Raw genomic sequence first — 21,214 nt, forward strand, 5'->3', positions numbered from 1 at the left:
ATAACTTTCATGCCGTTCATGCCGTGCCGTCCCGTCAGTCCAAAAAGATATCCGGCCAACGATCGTTGGCCTCATTGTAAGTCAGCCGGGCCGCCTGATCCCAGGGCTTGGAAGTGTTCCAGATAAAAATTTCATAATCGGCGATGTCGTGCTCGTGGCCGCCGGCCGAGGCGGCCCAGACCAGCCAGCGTCCGTCGGCCGAGAGCTTGGGAAAATACTCGTGGCTGAAATCGCCGGGCAGATCCATGAACACCGTGGGCGCGACGCGCCCCACCGGCGAGGTCATCAGCCGATTGCCGCCGTTGCCGCCATTTTCCACCCAGATCAGGCCCTTGCCGTCGGGCGTGAAAATCAGCTTGCAGCCGTCGCCGAAATTGACGGCCTTGTCCGGCGTTCGCGGATCGAAGACCAGGCAACCCCTGGCCGCGCCGCGGGCGGTGAGGGCCAAGAGGTTGGCCTGGGCCGGCGAGAGCATGGGCGTGACGATGACGCCACCGACCGGTGGCCCATCACCGTCGTAGATCACTCTTTCGGTCCCCGTGCCGACGCTTTTCACGACGACTTTGTTCCCGCGCATGAAGCTGACAACGTCTTCGTCCACCCACAGCGGAAAATTGCCGGCTCTGGCCAGCATGGTTTGTTCGCCGGTGTTCAGATCCATCAGCCAAACGTCCCATTGGTTGTAATCGCGCTCGGAGACCCACTGTTTTTGGCTGCGGGCAAAAACCAGCCTTTTTCCGTCGGGAGAAAACCGGGGGAAAAAATCCACGTGGTCGTTGTCGGTCAGGCGGATGATTTCGCCCACGGGCAGGCGCAACATATATAATTCGTGGTTGCCGCTGCGGCTCGAAGACCACACCACCCGGCATTTCAGGCCATCGGTCTTTTGGTTTAATTCGGCCATGGCGGCCTGGTCCAGATCGCCGTCCTGGGGGCGCAGCCACAGATAGCCAAAGCTGGAATAGACCAGCCGCGGCGCGAAGTAGGCCGCCGCGGCCAGGCCAAGGGTCAGGGCCAACGCCAGCAATGGCCAAAGCCGGCGCAATCTTTTCTTTCCGGGCATTTGCTTCAATCCCGTTTCTTCAGGCCGAGCCACGCCAGGGCTAAACCGCCAAGGCAATAGTCGATGGCCTGAGTTGTCAAATGCAGAGCGAAGGGGATCATCGCCGCCTGGGCCTGGGCCAATCCGGCGGCCAGCAGGGTCGCGCCCATCACGCCCTCGTAGGCCCCAAAACCGGCGATGCCGCTGACGGGCAGGCTGGCCGTGGCCTCGGCCGCCAATAGGGCGAAGAGCACCAGCGGAAAACCAAGGGCGTCGACCACCGCTTGGCCAAACTGGCCGGCAAAGCCCATGATCAAAACATACAGCCCCACGTACTTTCCCAGCCTTATGGCCACGGACACGCCCAACAGCCGCCAAAATACGCCGCTTTGCCGCACGCGCGTCACGTCGGCGGCCATGGCCAGGGCCTCGGCGGCCGCCTTTTGCAAAAACGCGCGCTGGCGGCCGCCAAGCCTAGCGGCTCGACGACCGGCCACCGCCGCGCCCCAGTTCAGCAGGCGCTCCAGCATGACCAGCGCCGCCACCCCGGCCACGGCCAGGACGGCCAAAAGACCATACAACGCCAAACCGGAATCGCCGGTTTGACGAGCGTGCAGCCAAATGGCCAAACCAAACAGGGGCAGCATGCCAAAGATGTCGAAAACAAAGCTATAGGCGAACGAAGAAACGCAGGAGGAAAGCTCCACCTTGAGCTTGCGGTTGAGAAAAACGATGTAGGCCAGGCTGCCGCTACGGGCGGGCAGAAGGTCCACGAACAGGTTGCTCGCGAAGGTTACGAGCAGCAAATCCTTCATGCCGGGCGGCGAAACGGCGCTCGACGCCCGCAGAAGCAGGCGGTAGCGCGCGGCCCGCAAGGCCATCGAGGCCAGGTACAAGGCCAGAAAACCGAAAAGGCAACGAGCGTCCAGCCCTCCGAAGATGGCTATCCAGTCTTCCCAGGTGGTCGTCCTGGCCAAAAAGTAAAATAGCCCTCCCGTGACGGCCAGCGCCACGGCAAGAGAAGTCAGCTTGCGCAGGTTCATTTCAGCCCAACCGACCGCCGGCCCGCTGGCCAACCGGCCAAGGTTGTCAGCCTTTCTTTTTCGCCGCCATGGTGAAGCAGTTGAATCGCAGGCCAAAGAGAATCCAGGCGGATTGGCTCATGGCCCGGGAAAGGGCCCCCGGCCTGGGGAACGGAGGCACATCATCGTCCTTGGGGCCGATGTCTTTGGATATGCCGGTCATGAAGTCGGCCACGGCGCGCATCACCGGAAAACCGTCGAAAGTGGCGCGGAAGCGGGCATACTCCGGCTGCCGGAAAGCGTAGAAATAATCGCGGACGCGCAACGGCGCGAAGGCGCCGATATATTCCAGGCCGCACTGGTCAAACCAACGCAGAACCTCGCCGGCCGTATGCAGGCTTTCGTGGGGAAAGCCAAAGATGTCGTAGGCGATGTTTTTGGTGTTGACGCCATGATAGCGGGCGTCGAGCTTTTTGAGCGTGCGCGGGAAAAGTCTTTCTCCCCACCGCACCCGCTTGTGAATGTCGTCGCCGCCCAGCCACTTGCAGATGGTCTGCTTGCCGCGCAGGATGCGCCGGCTGTACTGGCTGTAGAGGCTGACCACCACCACGCCGCCCGGTTTGGTGATCCGCGCCAGGTGCGCGAAGCCGCGCAGGGGGTCGCCGGTGTGGTGCAACACGCCCACCGAATAGGAATAATCGAAATAATTGTCCGGCAGTTCACAGTTAAGGATGTCCATTTTTTGGAACCGGGCGTTGTCTAGCCCGGCCTCCTGGCGCCGCTTTTCGGCCAGGGCCAACGAGCCGTCGGACAGGTCGATGCCCGTCACCTCGGCCGCGCCGTTCTGGGCGTACCAAAGGGCGTATTCGCCGGTGCCGCAACCCATGTCCAGCACCTTTTTGCCTTGGTAGTCTTGCGGCCGCACACCCAGGCATTTAAGCCGCCAACCCATTTCCTCGTCGGCGTCGCGATGGGAAGGCCAGGGCACCTCGGAGTACATGCCCACCACTGTTTCTTGTATTTTTTTGATTTCCGGGGAAATCTCTTGGCGCATAGTCATCGTTCCTCGTCAGGCGCCATGGGCCACAGGCCTGACCACTATTGTCTAAAAGCCGCCACCCTGGCAGGCACGCCCATGCATATCGCCAGCGGCGGAGCGTCTTTGGTGAGCACCGCGCCAGCGGCCCCCACCGCGCCCTTGCCCATGCGAACGCCATCCAATACAGTCACGTTGGCCCCAAGCCACACGTCGTCTTCAATGACCACGCCACCCGTCCGGCGCACGCCCTGCATGCTCATGGGCGCATCCAGGCGATCGATGTTGTAGTTGCCGCCGCCCACGATGTAGCACATGGGCCCGATAGCCGCGTCCGCCCCTACCACCACCGGGTTGTCGTCCGCCGAATGAATGATGGTCCGCGCCCCGACGCCGGTGCGCTCGCCTATGCGGACGCTACCGTTTTTGCACGAAATCATCACGTCGTTGGACAAATTGACATCGTCGCCCAAGATAAGGGGATCGTGGCGTTGCGGGTTGCGCGCATCCAGAATGCAGCCCTCGCTGATCACCACGTTGCGCCCCAGATGAATGCGTCCCGGATGCCTGACCACCACGCGGGCGCCGATGGCCACGCCCCTGCCACACGAGCCGAACATGCGGGGCCAAAACAGCTTGCGCAGAAAAAGCCCCAAAGCCCCTGGCAAGGCGCCAACCAGCAGGCACCATTCGTAGTAAATAAGTTTCCATGCCGAGCGGCTGCCCACCACCACGTCTTGATAGCGGCTGAGCATGGTGCCGCCTTCGGTGGCCGCGCTGTGGGTTTTGGCTCCGCCGTTGCGCGGAGGGGTCGGCGGCGTCTGGGTCATGCCACGCGGCTTCTCCGGCCAGCATCAGCCGGCAATTAGGCAATTCACCAATAATCAAAGACGGATATACTAATATCACAAGAGCGTGGCCATGTCTAGTTTCATAGCGCGGCGCCCTCCATGAAGCGGCGGTGCCACAGGGCCGCGTTGATCAGCGCCCACAGCACGTGGTTGTGGTTGTGCTTTTCGGCCAGATGCTCATCCATCAGCCGGCGCACGGCGTTGGGCTGAAAATAGTTCTTGATCAGCGGGCTGGCGCCCAGCAGCTCTTCCATCAGCGGCCGCAGTTGGGCCTTGTCGCGCAAAAGGTTCTTGACCGGCAGCGAGTAGCCCTGCTTGCCCCGGTGGACGATGCGCTCGGGCACCAGGCCGCTGATGGCCTGGCGCAGGATGTGCTTGGTCTCCAGACCGCGCAGCTTGAAGTCGCCGGGCATCTGGGCGCTGAGCTCGATCAGCTCGTGGTCCAAAAACGGCACGCGCACCTCCAGGGCGGTGGACATCGACATCTTGTCCACCTTCATCAGCACCGAGTCGACCATGTTGAGCTTGAGGTCGAGGTAGACCTCGCGGTCGAGGCGTTTGCGGCTGTCGCAACCGGCCAGGATGCTTTTGACCGGGCCAAAGGCGTCGAAATCCACCGCCGCGCGCACCTGGTCGTTGAACAGGGCCTCGGCCTGGCCCGGGGCCAGAAAGTATTGCCAGCGGATGTGTTCGCCCTCGGCGGGCAGCACGGCCCCTTCCATGAAGCGCTTGAACATGTTGACCGCGCCCTTTTTCTGGGGCCGATCCTTGAACAGGCGGCTGACGGCCCAGCCCAGGCGGGCCGCGCCGGGCAGGTACTTCAGGGGCCTGGTCAGCTTGGAGGCCAGAAAACGATCGTAGCCGCAGAAGACCTCGTCGCCGCCCTCGCCGGAAAGCACCACCGTGACTTGTTTTTTGGCCTCGCGGCAGATCAGCATCAGCGGGATGGCCGACAAATCCGTCATCGGCTCGTCCAGGTGGTAGACCGCCGCCTCCAGGTCGTCGACGCTTAGGCCGGGGATCATCAACACCGTGGGCAGGGTGTCGTAGTGCTTGGCCATGTCCTCGGCGTACTCCAACTCGCTGAAGGTCGGGTCGGGGTAGCCGATGATGAAGGTGCGCAGCGGGTCCACGTCCAGGGCGCGCATCTGGGCCACCACGGTGGTGGAGTCCAGCCCGCCCGAGAGAAACACGCCCAGGGGCACATCGGACATCAGCCGGCGGCGCACGGCGGTCTTGATCATGGACCGCAGCTCCTCGACGGCCTCGCCGGGCTGCTTGAAGCGCGGGGCGAAGTGGACGTCCCAATAGGGCCGCTCGCTCAGCGCGCCGCTGTCGAGGTCGAACAGGGCGTAATGGGCCTGGCGCAGCTTTTTGACGCCCTCGAAGAGCGTGCGCGGCGCGGGGGTGAACTCGTAGCCCAGGTATTGATAAAGCGCGGTGAGATCCACGCCGCGCTGGTAGCCGGGCCATTGCAGGATGGCCTTGATCTCGTTGGCGAAGATGAGCTTTTTGCCGTCGTGGTGGTAGTAGAGCGGCTTGATGCCCAGGCGGTCGCGGCCCAGCATGATCCGCCGCCGGCGGGTGTCGAGGATGGCGAAGCAATACATGCCCAGGAGCTTCTTGATGCAATCCTCGCCCCACTGCTCGTAGGCGTGCAAGATGGCCTCGGAGTCGGAGCCCGAATAAAACCTGTGGCCGGCGCTGATCAATTCGCGGCGCAGGGCCAGGTGGTTGTAGATCTCGCCGTTGGCCACCAGAAAAATGTCGCCGGCCTCGTTGACCATGGGCTGGCGGCCTTTTTCCGAAAGGTCGATGATCGATAGCCTGGTCTGACCCAGGGTCGCCCCGCCGCCGACGTGGCAGTCCTGGTCGTCGGGGCCACGATGGTGCAGGGTGTTCATCATCGATCGGACCAGGCCTTGGTCCTCCCAGGAAAAACCGCAGATGCCGCACATGGGCCGAAACCACCTTTTCCGGCCGGCCCGCCAGGCCGCGCCAACAAAAATCGGTCGGCCGCCCACGGGCGACCGACCATTATTCTAACCCATCAGCCGATAAAAGCCAGCAAACCCCGCCGGCGGGCCCGGATTACTGCTTGACCATCGTGCAGGAATAGCGGCTGTACTGGCCGCCGTCGCCGTTGTAGTGCCGGTCTAGTATGCCCACGGCCGAAGTTTTTCCGGGCTGGGTGGTCAAGGCGAACTTGAGCAACTGTTTGCTGTCGCCGCAGAAGCCATAGGCGCGGATGCGCAGGTTGTAGGCGTCGGATTGGATATAGGCCGTGACGGTGCGCGTGGTGTAGGAGCAGTTGTCCACCGTGACGTAGATGGGGTTACCCGCCGAGTCGAAGCTCATCGTGCCGACGAACCGCCCGGCGTCGTAGCGCCAGTAGCCAGCCAAGTCGGCCTTGGAGAAGGCCGTCTCGGGGGTGGGGGTGGGCTCCAGCGTCGGCGTTTCGGTGGGCGAGGAGCCGCCGCCGCCGCCGCCGCCGCCGCCACAGGCGGCCAAGGCCAAAAGGGTGAACGCGAGCAAAGCCAGGAGTATTGAAGCAAATTTCTTATTCATCCTCAGCAACCTCAACGGGGATTTTTGGGAATCTTCGGTCACCAACCGATTTAATCGCGGCGTCGGCCCCCACCCCCAGCGTAACCACACGGGTGGCGCCAACGCCACGACGAAGTTTTTAGTTAATTTGGTTTGGCGTTGTTTTGCTACGTCAAAACCACTTCCACCCCTGTCGGGCAACGCGGCAGCCTCGCGCACGGCCGCCAATGATCGCCCATGCGAGCCATCAAAGGCAAACGCCACCCGCCCTCCGGTCGGGGCAAGGCTTGGCCGCCCTGGCCGCCGACCGGCTCTCGGACATGGCGCGGATTGGCGTTCCTACGCGGTCGGGCCATCGGAGCAAGCCCCGAAGGCCCGGCGGTCGTGTCCCTGGCGCGGCTGCCCTAATTCTTTCGCCCACAAGCACCCGCGCCACCGCGTGTCCACGCGCGGCAAAGTAAGCATAATCTCGAATCAGGCCATGTCCAAGTCATAAATGCAAATTTAAGAAGTTTTCGATAATTATTGCGTCGACCATGGCCATGGCCTGGGCGGCCGCCGCGGCCGGCGGACGGTTTGGGCCGAGCGCGTTGACGGGGCCGGCGGACCATGCTACCTTCGCGCCACGGCGATTATCGCCATGCCTGCCGCCGGGAGGGCGCCTTGGCCCGCACCATGAAACTGCTCGCGCGGCCCTTGCTGGGCCTGACCATCCTGGGCCTGTTGCTGTGGCTGCTGGTCGACGTTGATCAAGCCCTGGTCGTGGTCGCCGGGGCGGATTGGCGCTATTTCATCCTGATCATCCTGGTCATGGCCGCCGACCGCCTGTTGATGGCCTACAAATGGCGTTTGTTGGTGGTCTGCCGCGGCCTGCCTTTGAGCCTGGGCCGGGCGATCAGTTCGTATTTCCTGGCCACCTTCGCCGGCTGTTTTCTGCCCTCGACCATCGGGGCCGACGCCCTGCGCATCGCCGCCGTGACCGGCCCCGGCCTGCCCAGCGCCAAACTCACGGCCTCGGTGGTCATGGAGCGGGGCCTGGGTTTCGTGGCGGCCGCGCTGGCGGCGTTGCTGGGCCTTTTTTTGCTGGCCGGCCTGGCCGCCGACCTACCTGGGGAATTCTTTTACGTGGCCGTTGGCCTGCTGGCGGCCTCGGCGCTGGCGGTGGTCGTCTCGCTCAGCGGCCTGGCCGCCCGGCTTTCGCGCCGGGCCGAGGGCCGGCTGGCCGACGGCGGCCGCTTAAGTCGTTGGCTGGCCGAGTTACTGGCCGCCTATCGGCAATACTCCGGCCACGGCCCGGTGCTGGGCTGGTTTTTCGCGCTGACGCTGCTGGAGCAGGGCGCACTGATCGTCACCAACTGGCTGGCGGCCCGGGCCTTTGGCCTGGAGCTTGGTTTTTTGCAGGCCGCGGCGGTGACGCCGGTGGCGGTGCTGCTGGCCCGGCTGCCCATCTCGATCTCTTCGTTCGGCCTGATGGAGGGCCTGTACGTGGCCTTTTTCAGCCTGGTGGGCGTGGGGGCCACCGAGGCCTTTCTGCTGGGCCTGACGCAAAACATGGCCTCACTGATCAGCGCCCTGCCGGGGCTGACCCCCTATTTGGGCGCGCGCCGGCGCGGCCCGGCCAGCCGCGCGGGCGGCGATTGACCAAGCGCTGTTTACTCCTGGCCAACTATTTGTTAATGTGTTGTAAATACGGCTTATTGAATGGACGCAACCACTTCGCGCGCATTCACGCCACCGCCAACGGTTGAGGATCGATCGATGCGCCCAAGCCTGCTTTCGGAAAACGGCTCTGGTCAGATCGGCTGGAAAACCGGCTGCCTGGCCCTGGTGTTGGTGGCCCTGGGCCTGCGCCTATGGGGCGTCAACTGGGCCGGCGACGGCTCCGACCCGGGGGCCTTGCGAGTCATCGACAACATCGCCGACGGCAACCTGCTCTATCAGATAGACCCGGCCAACCCGGCCTGGGACCAACTTTTTTTCTTTGGCGCGGCCATGTTCAAGCGCTTGGTCTGGCTGGCCTGGTCGGCCCTGGCCTCGCTCACCGGCCTGGTTTCGTCGATCTTTCTGGTGCAGATGCCCACGCCGATCATCGGCCGCGTCTTCGCGGCGCTGACCGGGGCGCTGGCGGTCTACTTCGTCTGGCGGCTGGCCCGCAAGATCTTCCGCCAGCCCGGCACGGGGTTCCTGGCCGCGGCCCTGACGTGCTTCAGCCCGCTGCTGGTGGCCCAGGGCCACTTCGTTGGTCGCGGTTCGGCGGCGGCCCTGGCCGCGGCGGCCTGCCTGTTGTTCGTTGTCGACATCGCCCGTGGCGGCGGGCGCACGCGCTACGCGGCCGGCGGCTTTTGCCTGGGCCTGGCCTGCACGGTCGAACTGGGCCTGTGCCTGCTGACGCCACTGTTCGTCGCCGCCCACGTCATGCGCGTGGTCTTGGGCAAGCAATACAAGGCCAGGCCGCTTTTTGGCCTGCCGGCGATCTTCCTCACCGGCCTGGCCATCGGCCTGAGCCTGGGTTTCCCGGCGCTATTGACGGGCAAGGTCGGCCTGGCCAGCATGTGGAGCCAGTTGATCCTGCCGGCCGAGGCGGCGTGGTCCGGCCCCTGGGTCGACGGCCCGACCGGCGGCCGCCTGGCCGTGAGCCTGGCGCTGATCGGCGACGCCATCGGCTGGGAGATCGTGGCGCTGTACCTGATCGGCCTGGGCCTGTGCGCCGCCCGCCGCAACAAGGCGGGCATGCTGACGGCGGCCTTTCCGCTCTATTATTGGCCGCTGGCCACGTTCTTTTTGGCCGGCGATCTCGAACGCCTGCTGCCGGCCATGCTGCCGGCCATGGTCGCGGTGGCCTCTTTGACGCCGGTGACGGCCGCCGAGGCCCTGAGCCGTCATCAGCCGGCCCGGGCCTTTGGCATCGTGCTGCTGAGCATCGTGCTGTGCCTGCCGGCGGCCTGGCGTTCGGCCGGGCTGGGCTATCTGTTCTGGCAGACCCAGCCGGCCCAGTCGGCCGCTCAATGGCTGGCCGACAACCTGCCCGAGGACGCCACGCTTCATCACGGCCCGTCCGCGCCCCAAGCGCCCCAGGCCCAAAACCAGCCCCTGGCCCGGCTGGAGACCGACAGACCCTTCGCCGCGGGCGCCTACACCGTGCTCAGCGCCCGCGACGCCGACCGCCTCTTTCGGCCCTGGACCGGCCGGGCCTACGACCAGGCCGCCGAGCAATACCGCTTGATCGCCGACAACTTCCAGCCGATAAAGACCTTTGACCTCAAGGACATGCCGCCCCAGGCCCAGCGGCCCGGCCGGCGGCGCTTCCCCGAGGCCCTCAGCCCCAGCCTGTGGGTCTACGCCAACCTGCCGGCCCGGCCCATCGGCCAGCCCCTGGGCCTGACGCCAGCGCCCAGCCTGGGGCGCTTGCCGCACAATGTCTGCTACCGGAACGCCCCGGCCTACTCCAGGGACGACACAGTCATCGACCTGCCCGACGGCGGCGTGGCCACACGCACTCTGCGCGCCGCCCGCCCGTTGGACGCGCTGGTTGTCGAAGCGGTCAACCTGGACGAAAAACCGGCCGTGGTCGGCCTGGCTCAGGGCCCCGACAACGCCCAAAGCCAGACCCTGGAGCCGGGCCAGGTCTGGCGGGCGCTGATCCCGGCGCGCAACTGGCCGCCGACCACGCCACGGGTCTATCCGCTGAAGGTCTCCGCCCAGCCAGGCAGACACGTCGTGGCCAGGATCATCGACGATCCGCTGACCCTGGGCGCCCAGGCCCTGGAGGGCCGGCGCTGGGCCGAGGCCGAGGACTATCTGACCCAGGCCATGGCCCGCTGGCCCAAAGCCATCCTGCCCCGGGCCCTGTTGGCGGCCGTGCTGCTGGAGGCCGACAAGCGCGCCGAGGCCGCCGCCCTGCTCAAAGGCCGCGAACAACAGATGCAGATGCTCTCGCGCCTGGCCCTGCATGGCGCGCCCCTGGAGCAGTGGGCGGCCCTGCTGGGCGACTGGGGCGGTTACCACGCCGCGTTGCTGCTCAACGCCCAGACCAAATCCTACGACGTGGAGATGCACCGCGGCCGCCGCGACGGCGCGGTGGTCAGCCGCCAGACCGAGGCCTTCGCCGCCGAGCTGCGCTGGCCGGCCGGCGGCGCGGGGCCGGTCACCCGCGTGCTGCTCGAGGAGCCCTTCCCCGCCGCGCCGTTGCTGGTCCGTTGCCAGATCATCGGCGCCCAGGGCCAACTGCGCGGCGAAGGCGTGGCCGCCCAACTCAAGCTGGTGCGCCGCGACGGCCAAAAGCGCCAGACCGTGGCCCGCCTGGCCATCACCGACGAGCAACTGGCCCAGGCCACTCCCCTGGAAGCCGCGTTGTCGGCCATCCCGCAAAGCCCGGCCGATCGCTGGGAGCTCGTCCTGGAGTCCATGCGGCCCTGGCCATTGACCATCGGCCAGGCGCGCGTCACCGTCGACCCGCGCCAACACCTGCGCCAATGCGCGCGCTGGGCCATGCTGGCCTGGGGCCAGACGCTGCTGGAGCAAAACCGCCTGCCCATGGCCATTCGCGCCCTCGACGACATGGCGCTCATCGACGCGGACTTCGCCCCCGGCCTCAACAGCCGCGCCCGGGCGCTGATCGCCGGCGGTCGCGCCGCCGAGGCCGCTCAATGCCTCTCCAAGGCCCAGGCGCTTTTGGCCAATGAACCGAAACAGTTGCAGATAGCCCGCGAACTGGCGCGCAAGCTGGGCGACGACGATCTGGGCCGCCGCCTGGCCGATCGCCTCACCGAGCTGACCCCGCCGCCCCAGGCCAAGGTGCGCTTCAAGGGCGGGCCGACCCTGATCGGCTACGAGATCGACCAGACGCCGACCAACAGCGGCCGCAGCCTGCGCCTGCGGCTCTATTGGCTATTCGCTCGCCAGCCCGAGCGCGACTATCACGTCTCGGCCCGGCTCGAGGGCCCCACGCGCATCGACCTCAGCCACCGTTTCATGGGCGGGCTCCAGCGCATGGACCGCGTCCTGCCCGGCCAACTGCTCGTCGACGAAACATCCCTGGAGCTGGCCCACGACATGCCCGAGGGGCTCTACAGCCTGGTGCTGAGCCTGGACGAAAACGTCAAGGGCGGCCGTTCGCTGGTGGTGCAGGACGGCAACATGGCCGGCCGGCGCTTCCTGACCCTGCCTGGCGTGAGCCTGCCGTGAGCCTGGGCGCGCAACGGTTCCCGAACTGGCTTAAGCTCCTGGGCCTGGTCGCCTTGCTTTTGCTTTTGGCCCTGGCCCACACCTGGCCCCTGGCCCGCCACCTCGACGAGGCCATCCCCTATGGCCTGACGCCCGGCCCCGGCTACGAATCCGTGCCGATGATCCCCGGCGATCACATGCAGTTTTTTTATTGGTGCTGGCTGGCCGGCGACAACCTGCTGGGGCCGTCGCGTTTTCCGTCCAACCCCTACGAGTTCAACAGCAGCGTGACGCCCAGCGGCCTGGCGGTCTACGCCAACTTCCCGCTGTCGCTGATCTTTGTCGCCTTCAGCCACCTGGGCCCGGCCCTGGCCTACAACGCCATGGCGCTGATCTGTTACGTGCTGGTGGGCCTGTGCTGCCTGGCCTGGGCCCGCCAGGTGCTGGGCCACTGGCTGGCGGCCTTGCCGGCGGCGCTGCTGCTGACGCTGATGCCCTTTCGCGCCGCCCAGGCCCTTTCGGGCCACATCTACGGCTTTGTGATCTTTTTGCTGCCCCTGGCCTTGTGGTGCCTGGAGCGGGGCTGGCGGGCCCGGCCGGGCCGCGCCGAGGCCTGGGGTCTGGCCGCCGGCCTGGCCCTGTTGGCCGCGGCGCTGATGGAAAACCACCTCATCTATTATTCGTGCCTGCTCTTGGCCGTCTACGCGCCGGCGCGCCTGCTGTTGGCCGGCCAGGACGACCGGCCCCAGGCCGAGGAAGGCATGGCTGTCGGCGTAGTCGTGGGGCCGCTGTTGGCCGGGCTGGCCCTGGGCTTCTGCGCCCAGATGGCCCTGGCCCGCGCCGGCCAGGCCGCCTTCTGGTCGCAGGGGCTAACGGTCTCGCTGGTGGGCCACGTCTTGGCCACCAGCGGCCTGTGGCTGGCCGGTTCGTGGCTGGCCGCCGCCCTGACCAGCCTCTCGCCGGCCCAGGCGGCCCGAGTCGTGGCCCGCTTTTTCTGGCCGCTGAGCCTGGCCCCGCTTTACGCCATCCAATACGCCCTGGACATCCCCCACCTGGGCGCGGGGCTGATGGCGCTACTTATAGCCATCGGGGCCTGGCTGAGCTTGCCGAGGCTGTGGCGAGCCCGCCGTTGGCCCGGCCTGGCGGCTGGTTGGCAGCGGCCGCTGTGGCCGCTGGGTCTGTGCCTGGGCGGGGCGGTGGCCTTTTTGCTGCGCATGAAGGCCACGCTGATGCAGGGCAGCATCGTCGACCAGGGCCGGGGCCTGGATGAGGTGCGCTTGTTTTCGCCCCGGCCAGCCGACCTGCTGAGCGCCGACGTGCCGCACAGCGAGCAGATCGTCTTTTTGGGCCTGGCCTTCGTGCTGCTGTGGGCGGCGGGTTTTGTCATGCTGCTGGCGCGGCGGCCGGCCAAGGCCCAGGGCGCGGCCTCGGCGGCGGTGCTGGGGGTGTTGGGGCTGTTGGCTCTGTTGCTGAGCTTCGGGCCCAACCTGCCCCAACTGCCGCTCTACGAGTTATTGTACAAATATCTGCCGTTTTTCAAATACCCCCGCGTGCCCGGCCGGATGATCCTCATCGCGGCGATGCTTTTGGCCTTGCCGGCCGGCTGGGCCCTGTGGCGGGCCAGCCTGGCCCTGGGCGGGCGCTGGGCCGCGCCGGCGCTGGGCCTGGCCTGCGCGGCGCTGATGGGCTGGAGCCTGTGGCCGGCCCAGCAAGTCGGCCTGTGCCCGCTGACCCCGCCCGGCGCGGTGGAGCGGGCCGTCGCCGCCGAACTGCCCACCGGCCCCGACGCGGCCAAGCGCGTGCTGGGCCTGCCCATCTGGCCCGGCGACAGCCATCAGTCCTCGGCCTACGAGATGCTCATCACCCGCACCAGGGCCGTCATGCCCAACGGTTACGCGCCCTACGTGCCCCGGGCCTATCTGGAGCAAGTCTATGGGCCGCTTTACCCGCTGGATTACGGCTTGGTCGACGCCGGCGCGCTGGCCGCCCTGGCCGAACAAAAAATCGGCGGCATCGTCTTTTACGACGACGACATGGTCTACGCCCGCAAGGTCAGCCCCTTCCCGCCGGCCCTGGCCCGCCAGCGCCTGGAGGCCTCGGGTCTGGTCCGCCTGGCGGCTCAGGAAGGCAACGGCTTTTTTTATCTGCCCCGCGCCGCGGCCCGGCCCGACCCCGCGCCGGGCCGGGTCATATCGCCGGTGATCAGCTTGTGGGAGGCCAACTGGCTGGGCCGCGACACCGGCCGGCTGGTCGACGACCCGGCGGCCTCGGGCTGGGGCCTGCTCTTCGCCGAGGGCGCGGGGCCGTTGGCGCCGCTGGGCCCGCGCCTGGCCGGGGCCAAGGGCAACGTGGCCAAGGCCCAGGCCAGCCGGGACAAGCCGGGCTTTTTGGCCCATGGCCCGCACAAGATCTTCCCGCCGGGCGAGTATCTGGCGCGCTTTCGCCTGCGGCGAGGGCCGGGAGCCTCTTCGGCCGGGGCGGTGGAGGTGGCCGCCGACGGCGGCAAGGCCATCCTGGCCCGGCGCGAGCTTTTGCCCGAGGCCCTGCCGGCCGACGGCCGCTGGCATGACGTGGCCCTTGACTTCGCTCTCGACGGGTTGCGGTCGCTGGAATTTCGCGTCTGGTTTGGCGGAGGGGCCGACCTGGAGCTGGACGTGGTGCTGGCCGGCTTCGCCGGGGCCACGCCGGGGCCGGCGTTTTACCCGGCCTGGCAGTTGTGGCGGCAGGCGGGCGAGTTGGTGGCCGACCACCGCGCGCCCGGCGGCTGGGCCGTGGAGGCCACGCCGGGGCTGACCCCACCGCTCTACCTGATGCACGGCCCCCAACAGACCTACGGGCCGGGGCGTTATCGGGCCACGTTCCGTCTGGCCGCCGCCGCTCAGCCCGCCCCGCCGGGCCGGGCGGCCCTGTTGGTGGTGGCCGGCGACCTGGGGCGGCGGCCGTTGGGCCACCGGGCGGTGGATGTCGCCGAGTTGACGGCCGATTATCGCGATTTCGCGGTGGAGTTTCGCTTGCCGCGTCGCGGCGAGATCGGCCTGCGGGCGCTGTTGGAGCGCGGCGCGGGCCTGCGCCTGGCCGGGGCCGGCGTGGAGCGTCTGGGCGATTGACCAACGGGCCGCGCCGGCAATAGCCTAATTTTTCAGGCACATTTTTGAGGACGCGCGCTTTTTGTTCACAGCGGGGCGTTGCTTGGCAAGTTACTTTGTGGCCAACACCGCGCAAACAGTGATCAAACGGCTCATGGCCATGGGGCGGACGACGGGCCGGAGCACCAATCACCGATTGCGAATCACACCTAAATAACGGCCTAACCCACCGATATCTGTTTTAATTAACCAATAAGTCGTTGCAATTTACGCGGCGGTGGTTCATTCTTTTAGGCGTGGAGTACTCACCCTAGGGAGGAGCCCGATGCCACGCGGTCGTCTGTTCGCGGCTATTCTATGCTTTTTCACATTGGTGACTTGTTTGTCGACCGGTCCGGCCAGCGCCGCCGAGGAGCCCCGGGCCATGCCCGAGATGGAAAAAGAATACGTCATCGGGCCCAGCGACATCCTGGAGGTGCAGGTCTGGCGCGAGGAGAACCTCACCCGCACCGACCGCCTGGTCCTGCCCGACGGCACCTTCACTCTGCCGCTGATCGACAACGTGCCCGCCGGCGGCAAAACCATCCTGGAGTTGAAGGCCCACATCGAAAAGGCCCTGGCCAAGTTCGTCGACGCGCCCAAGGTCTATATCACCGTCAAGCAACCCAGCAGCCACTCGTTCAACATCCTGGGCAACGTCAAGGAGCCGGGCCGCTACCCCATGCTGGCCCCCACCACGGTCTTGCAGGGCATTTCCATGGCCAAAGGCTTCAACGAGTGGGCCAGCCGCAACAAGACGGTGATCATCCGCGGTTATGGCGACAAGCAGAAGATCATGCCTTTCGAGTATGACGACGTCGTCGACGGCGACAAACCCGAACAGAACTTCATCATGCACCCCGGCGACACCATCGTGGTGCCCTGAACCCGGCGGAGAGCCTTGACCGTCATGTCGCGCGCCCCAGTCAGCCCCAAGCGCATCGGCCGCCCTCTCGGCGCGGCGGCGGCGCTGTTCGGCCTGCTGCTGGCCCTGGGTTGGGCCGGGCCGGCCGGCGCGCTGATCGTCACGCCGGGCATTTCGGCCGGCGTGGGCTACGACGACAACGTGCGGCTGCAAAGGCCGGCGCGAGCTGATTTCTTTGGCATGGTCAGCCCCAGCCTGCGCCTGGAGGCCGGCGACCCGGCCCATCGCTTCACGGCCGAGGGCGGGGTGGATTACGCCTATTATCACCGCCTGAGCCAATACACCAAGCTGGACACGGCCCGGGCCTCGGTGCGCTATCACAAGGAATTTTCCGGCGCGACCAAACTCGACATCTACAACAACTACGTCAGCACCTACGACCCGGCCGAAGTCTCCGAAACCGGCCAACTGGTGCGCGTCCAGCCCACCGAAAGCCTGCGCACCACCAACACCACCGGCGTCGGCTTCTGGCACTACACCGACCCCATCAGCCACTTCGGCGGCGACTACCAGTTCGCCTACGCCAGCGGCACCGGCGAGGGCGACGAGGAAGCCAAGATGCAGCGGGCGATGCTGCGCTGGCTGCAGGCCTGGACGCCCGAGCATCATTTGCAGCTCGACGCCACCGGTCGTTATGACATCTGGGAGACCAGCCCCGACATCCAGGAAGCCGGCGGCAGCGCCACCTGGTATTGGTTGTGGGACCAACGGCGCACGTTCTCGCTGGCCGCCGGCGGCAGCATGGTGCGGGCCAAGGGTGACGACCAACAGCTCCAGCAGGCCCGCGACTACGATGTCTACTGGACGACCGCCGGCTTCAGCCACCGCTACAGCCCGGCTTTCCAGTGGTCGGCCAGCCTGGGCTGGTCCTACGTCAGCGGCGACGGGGCCTCCAACGCCGCGGCCGGTTCGGGCTATCCCACGGCCCAACTCGCGGCGACCTACCGCCAGGAGCGCTGGTCCCTGGAGGCCTACGGCAAGGCCACCCTGGACGAATACGACGCCGTGGGCGAAAACTCCGGCCTGACCAAGACCCAAGCCGTGGGCGCGCGCTGGCTGCGCGACCTGGCCCGCCATTGGCGCCTGACCCTCTACGCCGACTACATCCGCGACGATTATCAGCAAGACCCGGCCCAGGCCGCCACCAGCATCAGCCGCGGCGTGGTCGACACCACCCGCCTGGGCGCGCTGCTCAGTTGGGAGGTCATGCGCGACCTGACGATGTATCTGGACTATCGCCACCTGGACCGCAACGCCGAAAACGACGAAGACGACCGACGCCAGAACCGCGTCTTTTTACACATGGATTATCGCTACCCCGTGCTGTGGTGACGGCCCTTGGCCCAAGCGACCATTGACATAAGTAAATACCTGGCCATCCTCAAGCGACGCTGGGTGCTGGCTGTGGCGGTCTTTCTGGCCGTGCTGGCGGTGGGCGTGTTTTATTGCCTGTTCTGGCCGCCGATCTACCAGGCCACCTGCCTGGTGGTGGTCCAACCGCAAAAGGTGCCCGGCGACATCATCCGCACCACCGTCACCTCCAAGATCGCCGACCGCCTGCAGATCATCACCCAGCAGGTGCTCAGCCGCACCAGGCTCACCGAGATCATCGACCGCTTCGACCTCTACCCGGCGGCCAAGGGCAAGGCCACGCCCGACGACCTGGCCGAACAGATGCGCAAGGACATCACCATCAAGATCACCCGCGAGAACTACTTCACCATCACCTTCGTCTACAACGACCCCAAGCTGGTGGCCGCCGTCACCAACGCCCTGGCCGCCTTCTACGTCGACAGCAACCTGCGCATCCGCGAGGAAGACGCCGTGGGCACCGCCCGCTTCCTCACCCGCGAGATGGAGCGCATGCGCGCCCAACTGCGCGAATGGGAAAGCCGCATCACCGAGTTCAAGCTCCAGCACCTGCACGAACTGCCCACCGCCCGCGACGAAAACCTGGGTCTGTTGTCCCAGCTCAACCTGAAGATGGGCAGCCTTGTCGACGCCATCCAAAAGGAACGCACCCGCCTGACCTACACCGAGGCTCAACTGGGCGAGGAGCAGTGGCGGCTGGAGTCGTTGAAGATGCACCGGGCCGAGTTGCTGCGCCGCGGCGCCGCGCCTTCCAGCGAGGGCGACGACGAAAACGACCCCTCCGCCCTCAAGGCGCGCCTGGACCGCCTGCGGGTGCAATACACCGAGGATCACCCCGACATCCAGCGGGCCCTGCGCCAACTGGCCCGGGCCGAGGAGGCGCAGAAGGCGCGCAGGCAAAAGATCCTGGCCGAGGCCAAGGACAAGGGCATCAGCGTCGAGGACGCCACGGCCCAGGCCGCCGACCTGCAAATGGCCAGCGTCCGCCAGAGCTTGGAGCGCATCTCCGGCTACATCGCCGAGGCCAAGGTCAACATCGCCCAGTTCCAGGAGCAGCAGGCCGAGGTCCAGACCCAGATGGCCCAGGTCCAGACCTGGATCCGCAACGCCCCCAAGGTGCAGGAAGAACTGACCGAGCTGACCCGTGGCTACGAGGAGCTCAACACCGCCTATCAAAAGATGCACGCCAAGTGGCTCGACGCCAAGATGTCGGCCAACCTGGAGCGCACCCAGCGCGGCGAGCAGTTCGAGGTCGTCGATCCGGCCGAGGCGCCCGACCAGCCCTATCAGCCCGATGTCAAGCGCGTGGTGCCCTTCAGCCTGGGCCTGGCCATGGCCCTGGGCCTGGGCCTGTCCTTCGGCCTGGCCTACCTGGACACCTCGTTCACCGCGGTGGCCCAGATGGAAGAACTGGCCTCGCTGCCGGTGCTGGTGGTGGTGCCGCCCCTGGAGACCTACGACGAGATAGAGGCCAAACGACGCAAGATGGCTATCTTGGCCGCCATCTATGCTTCATTGTTCATGTTTTTGCTGGCTTTGGTGGCTGTTTTGGCCATGGGCAAGGGCCCGGCGCTCAAAAAGCTCATCCTCGGCCTTGTGAGCTGACCGATGTACAACGAATTTTTCGGGCTGACCGAAACGCCCTTCGCCATAGAGCCCAACGCCCGCTTCATCGTTTTGACCGACGACTACCGCGAGGCCCTGGCCACGCTGATCTACGCCATCGAGCAGCAGGAGGGCTGGGCCGCCTTTGTCGGCTCGCCCGGCGTGGGCAAGACGACCCTGATCATCGCCCTGCTCCAGGAGCTCAGTGAACGCATCGTCCCGGCGGTGATCACCAACCCCCGCCTGGAGCCCATCGATTTCATGAACATGGTCGCCCTGGAGCTGGGGCTCAGTGGCCCCTTTACCAGCAAGGGCCAGTTTCTGGTGGCCTTCCGGCAGCTTATCCAGCAATGCCGCGCGGCGGGCAAGATCTTGCTGCTGGTCATCGACGAGGCCCAGTCGATCACCCCCGAACTGCTGGAGGAGATCCGCCTGCTGGCCAACATCGACGACGGCGCACCCAAGGCGCTCAACATCGTCCTGGCCGGCCAGATGGAGATGCTCGCCCTGCTGGGCAGGCCCGATTCGGCGGCCCTGCGCCAACGGCTGCGCCATTTCTACACCCTGCGGGCGCTGAGCCTGGACGAAGTGCGCACCTACATCCGCCACCGCCTGCGGGTGGCCGGCGGCAGCCCGGACATCTTCACCGAGCGGGCGGTGATGCTGGTCCATCAGCACAGCGCGGGCGTGCCCAGGGTGGTCAACGTGCTCTGCGACGAGGCCATGCTGGTGGCCTTCGCCAAGGGCGTGCGCAAGGTCGACGAGGCCGAGGTGCGCGAAGCCGCCGCCGGCCTGACCATGCTCTTGGGCGGGGCCACTCCGCTCGAACCGCCCACGGCCGAGCCCCAAGCCCAGGCCGCGCCCCAACCGGCCGAGGCCGCGCCGGCCCAACCCAGGCCACAAGCCGCGCCGCCCGACGAGCCGCCAGCCCGGCCCAGGCCGCAGGCCGCGCCCCAATCGGCCACGCCGCCACCCGAACCGGGCCGGTCCCGCCCACGGCCTGCCGCCGAAAGCGCGCCGCCGCCGGCCAGGATGCAGCCGCCCCCCGGCGACATCTGGGCGGCCATGGATCAGGACGACGAACCCGAGCCAACGCCGCCGCCCCGGGCCAGGCCGGCCGCCAGCCGCCGCGACAGGCCCGAGCCACGCCCCGAACAAAACGCCAAACGGCCGGCCCAACCCCGGCCCAGGATCAAAAGCGCCACGCGGGCCGAACAGACGCCGCCACGTCGAACTGCGGCCGTCCGCTCCGAGCCCGGCGTGCTCGGACGCTTTTTCGGCAGCATGGGCAAGGACGCCCAGGGCGGTTTCCTGCGGCGGTTGATCATGCTGCTGGCGATCGTGGCGCTGCTGGCGGCGATTTATTGGTTCATGCAAAGCGGCGCGGCCGTGCGCGTCGGTCGCTTTTTCGCGCCCTATCTGGGCCTGGGCGGCCAAAGCGCCATCCTCATGCCCGAGGATGTCGCCGCCCAGCCGCTTGGCGACTCCGGGGCCGCCGCCCAACGCCAGCGCCTGGAGGCCTGGGGGCCGGTGGTCACCTACGACGAAAAGGCGGGCCCCAATGGGTAGGATGGACGACCTGCTGCGCAAGGCCGGCCACGGCCTCAGCCGGCCCAGCCCCGAGGACGAGGCCAAGCCGCCCCGCTTCACCCGGCCGACGCCGCCGGCCGACGCGCCGCCGCCCCGACGCGAACAATCGAGCCAGTTTTGGGACGCGCCGCCGCCGGTGGACGACGACCTCCCGCCCTACGACCCCGATCTGGACGGCCCGCTGGAGGGCGAGGAGGGCCTGCGCATCGTCGACGCGCCGCCCCAGCGCGAACCGCTCTCCGACGAGGACAAACAGCGCCTGGTCAGCCTGTTCGCGCCGGCCAGCCCCCAGGCCAAGCGCATAGACATGCTGCGCTCGCAATTGTTGTACCCCTTTCACGGCGATCCACCGCGCACGATCATGATCACCAGCGCCGCCCCCCGCGAGGGCCGCAGCCTGCTGACCACCAACCTGGCCATCAGCTTCGCCCGCGGCCTGCAGGAGTTTGTCCTGGTCATCGACTGCCACCTGGCCGCGCCGGCCATCCACCGCCTGTTGCAGGTGCCCCTGCGGCCGGGGCTGACCGATTATCTGGAGCACGGCGCGGCCCTGCCCGAGGTCATCCACTGGACGGCCGTGGACAAGCTCTCGGTGATCCCGGCCGGCCGGCCATCCCAGCGCACCGCCGAGATCCTGGCCACCGACAAGATGGTCGACATGATGTTCGAGCTGCGCGAACGTTACAGCGACCGTTACATCATCCTCGACACCCCGCCCGTGCAGGAGGTCGACGACCCGGCCGTTTTGGCCCGCGTGGTCGAAGGCATCGTCTTCGTGGCCCTGGGCGGGGTCACCGAGCGCGACCAAGTCTTGCGGGCCATGCGCTCGCTGCCCGAGGAAAAGATCGTCGGCATGGTGCTCAACGATCCCCAGGCGGCGGTGCTGGACGCCCCCGCTCTGGCTGGTTTGTCCGAGACGCTCTGAACGGAGGGGCAT

General features: G+C 66.9%; 14 protein-coding genes. 8 read left to right on the forward strand and 6 right to left on the reverse strand.

The genetic code is table 11. The annotated features are described in order from the left end of the window. Positions 1 to 34: 34 nt before the first annotated feature. From DEBA_RS15370 to DEBA_RS15395, 6 genes are all read right to left on the reverse strand, one after another. Positions 35 to 1,063, reverse strand: a complete 1,029-nt coding sequence (locus DEBA_RS15370; protein ID WP_013259866.1) for a TolB family protein — start codon at positions 1,061 to 1,063, stop codon at positions 35 to 37. Positions 1,064 to 1,068: 5 nt separating this feature from the next. Next, positions 1,069 to 2,085, reverse strand: coding sequence for a lysylphosphatidylglycerol synthase domain-containing protein (locus DEBA_RS15375; RefSeq protein WP_013259867.1), 1,017 nt, complete (start codon positions 2,083 to 2,085; stop codon positions 1,069 to 1,071). Positions 2,086 to 2,131: 46 nt separating this feature from the next. After that, positions 2,132 to 3,124, reverse strand: a complete 993-nt coding sequence (locus DEBA_RS17460; RefSeq protein ID WP_083779052.1) for a class I SAM-dependent methyltransferase — start codon at positions 3,122 to 3,124, stop codon at positions 2,132 to 2,134. Positions 3,125 to 3,162: 38 nt separating this feature from the next. Next, positions 3,163 to 3,855, reverse strand: coding sequence for an acyltransferase (locus DEBA_RS15385; protein ID WP_187288571.1), 693 nt, complete (start codon positions 3,853 to 3,855; stop codon positions 3,163 to 3,165). Positions 3,856 to 4,031: 176 nt separating this feature from the next. Next, on the reverse strand, positions 4,032 to 5,909 hold the full coding sequence (asnB, locus tag DEBA_RS15390) for an asparagine synthase (glutamine-hydrolyzing) (RefSeq protein ID WP_013259870.1): 1,878 nt from the start codon (positions 5,907 to 5,909) through the stop codon (positions 4,032 to 4,034). Between the two features lie 133 nt (positions 5,910 to 6,042). Further along, a complete protein-coding gene (locus DEBA_RS15395; RefSeq protein WP_013259871.1) occupies positions 6,043 to 6,519 on the reverse strand; it encodes a hypothetical protein in 477 nt (158 codons plus the stop codon). A 588-nt stretch (positions 6,520 to 7,107) separates the two neighbouring features. On the opposite strand from DEBA_RS15395, the gene DEBA_RS15400 reads away from it, so the two are divergent. The 8 genes from DEBA_RS15400 to DEBA_RS15435 all read left to right on the forward strand — a co-directional run bounded on the left by DEBA_RS15400 (position 7,108) and on the right by DEBA_RS15435 (position 21,202). Further along, positions 7,108 to 8,139, forward strand: a complete 1,032-nt coding sequence (locus DEBA_RS15400; RefSeq protein ID WP_083779053.1) for a lysylphosphatidylglycerol synthase transmembrane domain-containing protein — start codon at positions 7,108 to 7,110, stop codon at positions 8,137 to 8,139. 117 nt (positions 8,140 to 8,256) lie between these two features. Continuing rightward, entirely contained in the window at positions 8,257 to 11,682 is a 3,426-nt protein-coding gene (locus DEBA_RS15405) for a hypothetical protein (protein WP_013259873.1), read from the forward strand. After that, positions 11,679 to 14,768 (forward strand): hypothetical protein, encoded by a 3,090-nt coding sequence (locus tag DEBA_RS15410; protein WP_013259874.1) that lies wholly within the window; start codon positions 11,679 to 11,681, stop codon positions 14,766 to 14,768. The genes DEBA_RS15405 and DEBA_RS15410 overlap by 4 nt, the downstream gene beginning before the upstream one ends. A gap of 361 nt (positions 14,769 to 15,129) precedes the next feature. Beyond that, complete coding sequence (locus tag DEBA_RS15415; protein WP_050762390.1) at positions 15,130 to 15,672, forward strand: polysaccharide biosynthesis/export family protein; 543 nt, start codon at positions 15,130 to 15,132, stop codon at positions 15,670 to 15,672. A 24-nt stretch (positions 15,673 to 15,696) separates the two neighbouring features. Next, positions 15,697 to 17,043, forward strand: coding sequence for an outer membrane beta-barrel protein (locus DEBA_RS15420; protein WP_013259876.1), 1,347 nt, complete (start codon positions 15,697 to 15,699; stop codon positions 17,041 to 17,043). Positions 17,044 to 17,049: 6 nt separating this feature from the next. Continuing rightward, a complete protein-coding gene (locus DEBA_RS15425; protein ID WP_013259877.1) occupies positions 17,050 to 18,687 on the forward strand; it encodes a Wzz/FepE/Etk N-terminal domain-containing protein in 1,638 nt (545 codons plus the stop codon). A 3-nt stretch (positions 18,688 to 18,690) separates the two neighbouring features. Then, entirely contained in the window at positions 18,691 to 20,256 is a 1,566-nt protein-coding gene (locus DEBA_RS17465; RefSeq protein WP_013259878.1) for an ExeA family protein, read from the forward strand. Continuing rightward, complete coding sequence (locus tag DEBA_RS15435; RefSeq protein WP_013259879.1) at positions 20,249 to 21,202, forward strand: P-loop NTPase family protein; 954 nt, start codon at positions 20,249 to 20,251, stop codon at positions 21,200 to 21,202. The genes DEBA_RS17465 and DEBA_RS15435 overlap by 8 nt, the downstream gene beginning before the upstream one ends. The last annotated feature ends 12 nt before the right edge of the window (positions 21,203 to 21,214 follow it).

Source organism: Desulfarculus baarsii DSM 2075, assembly GCF_000143965.1.
Classification (GTDB): domain Bacteria; phylum Desulfobacterota; class Desulfarculia; order Desulfarculales; family Desulfarculaceae; genus Desulfarculus; species Desulfarculus baarsii.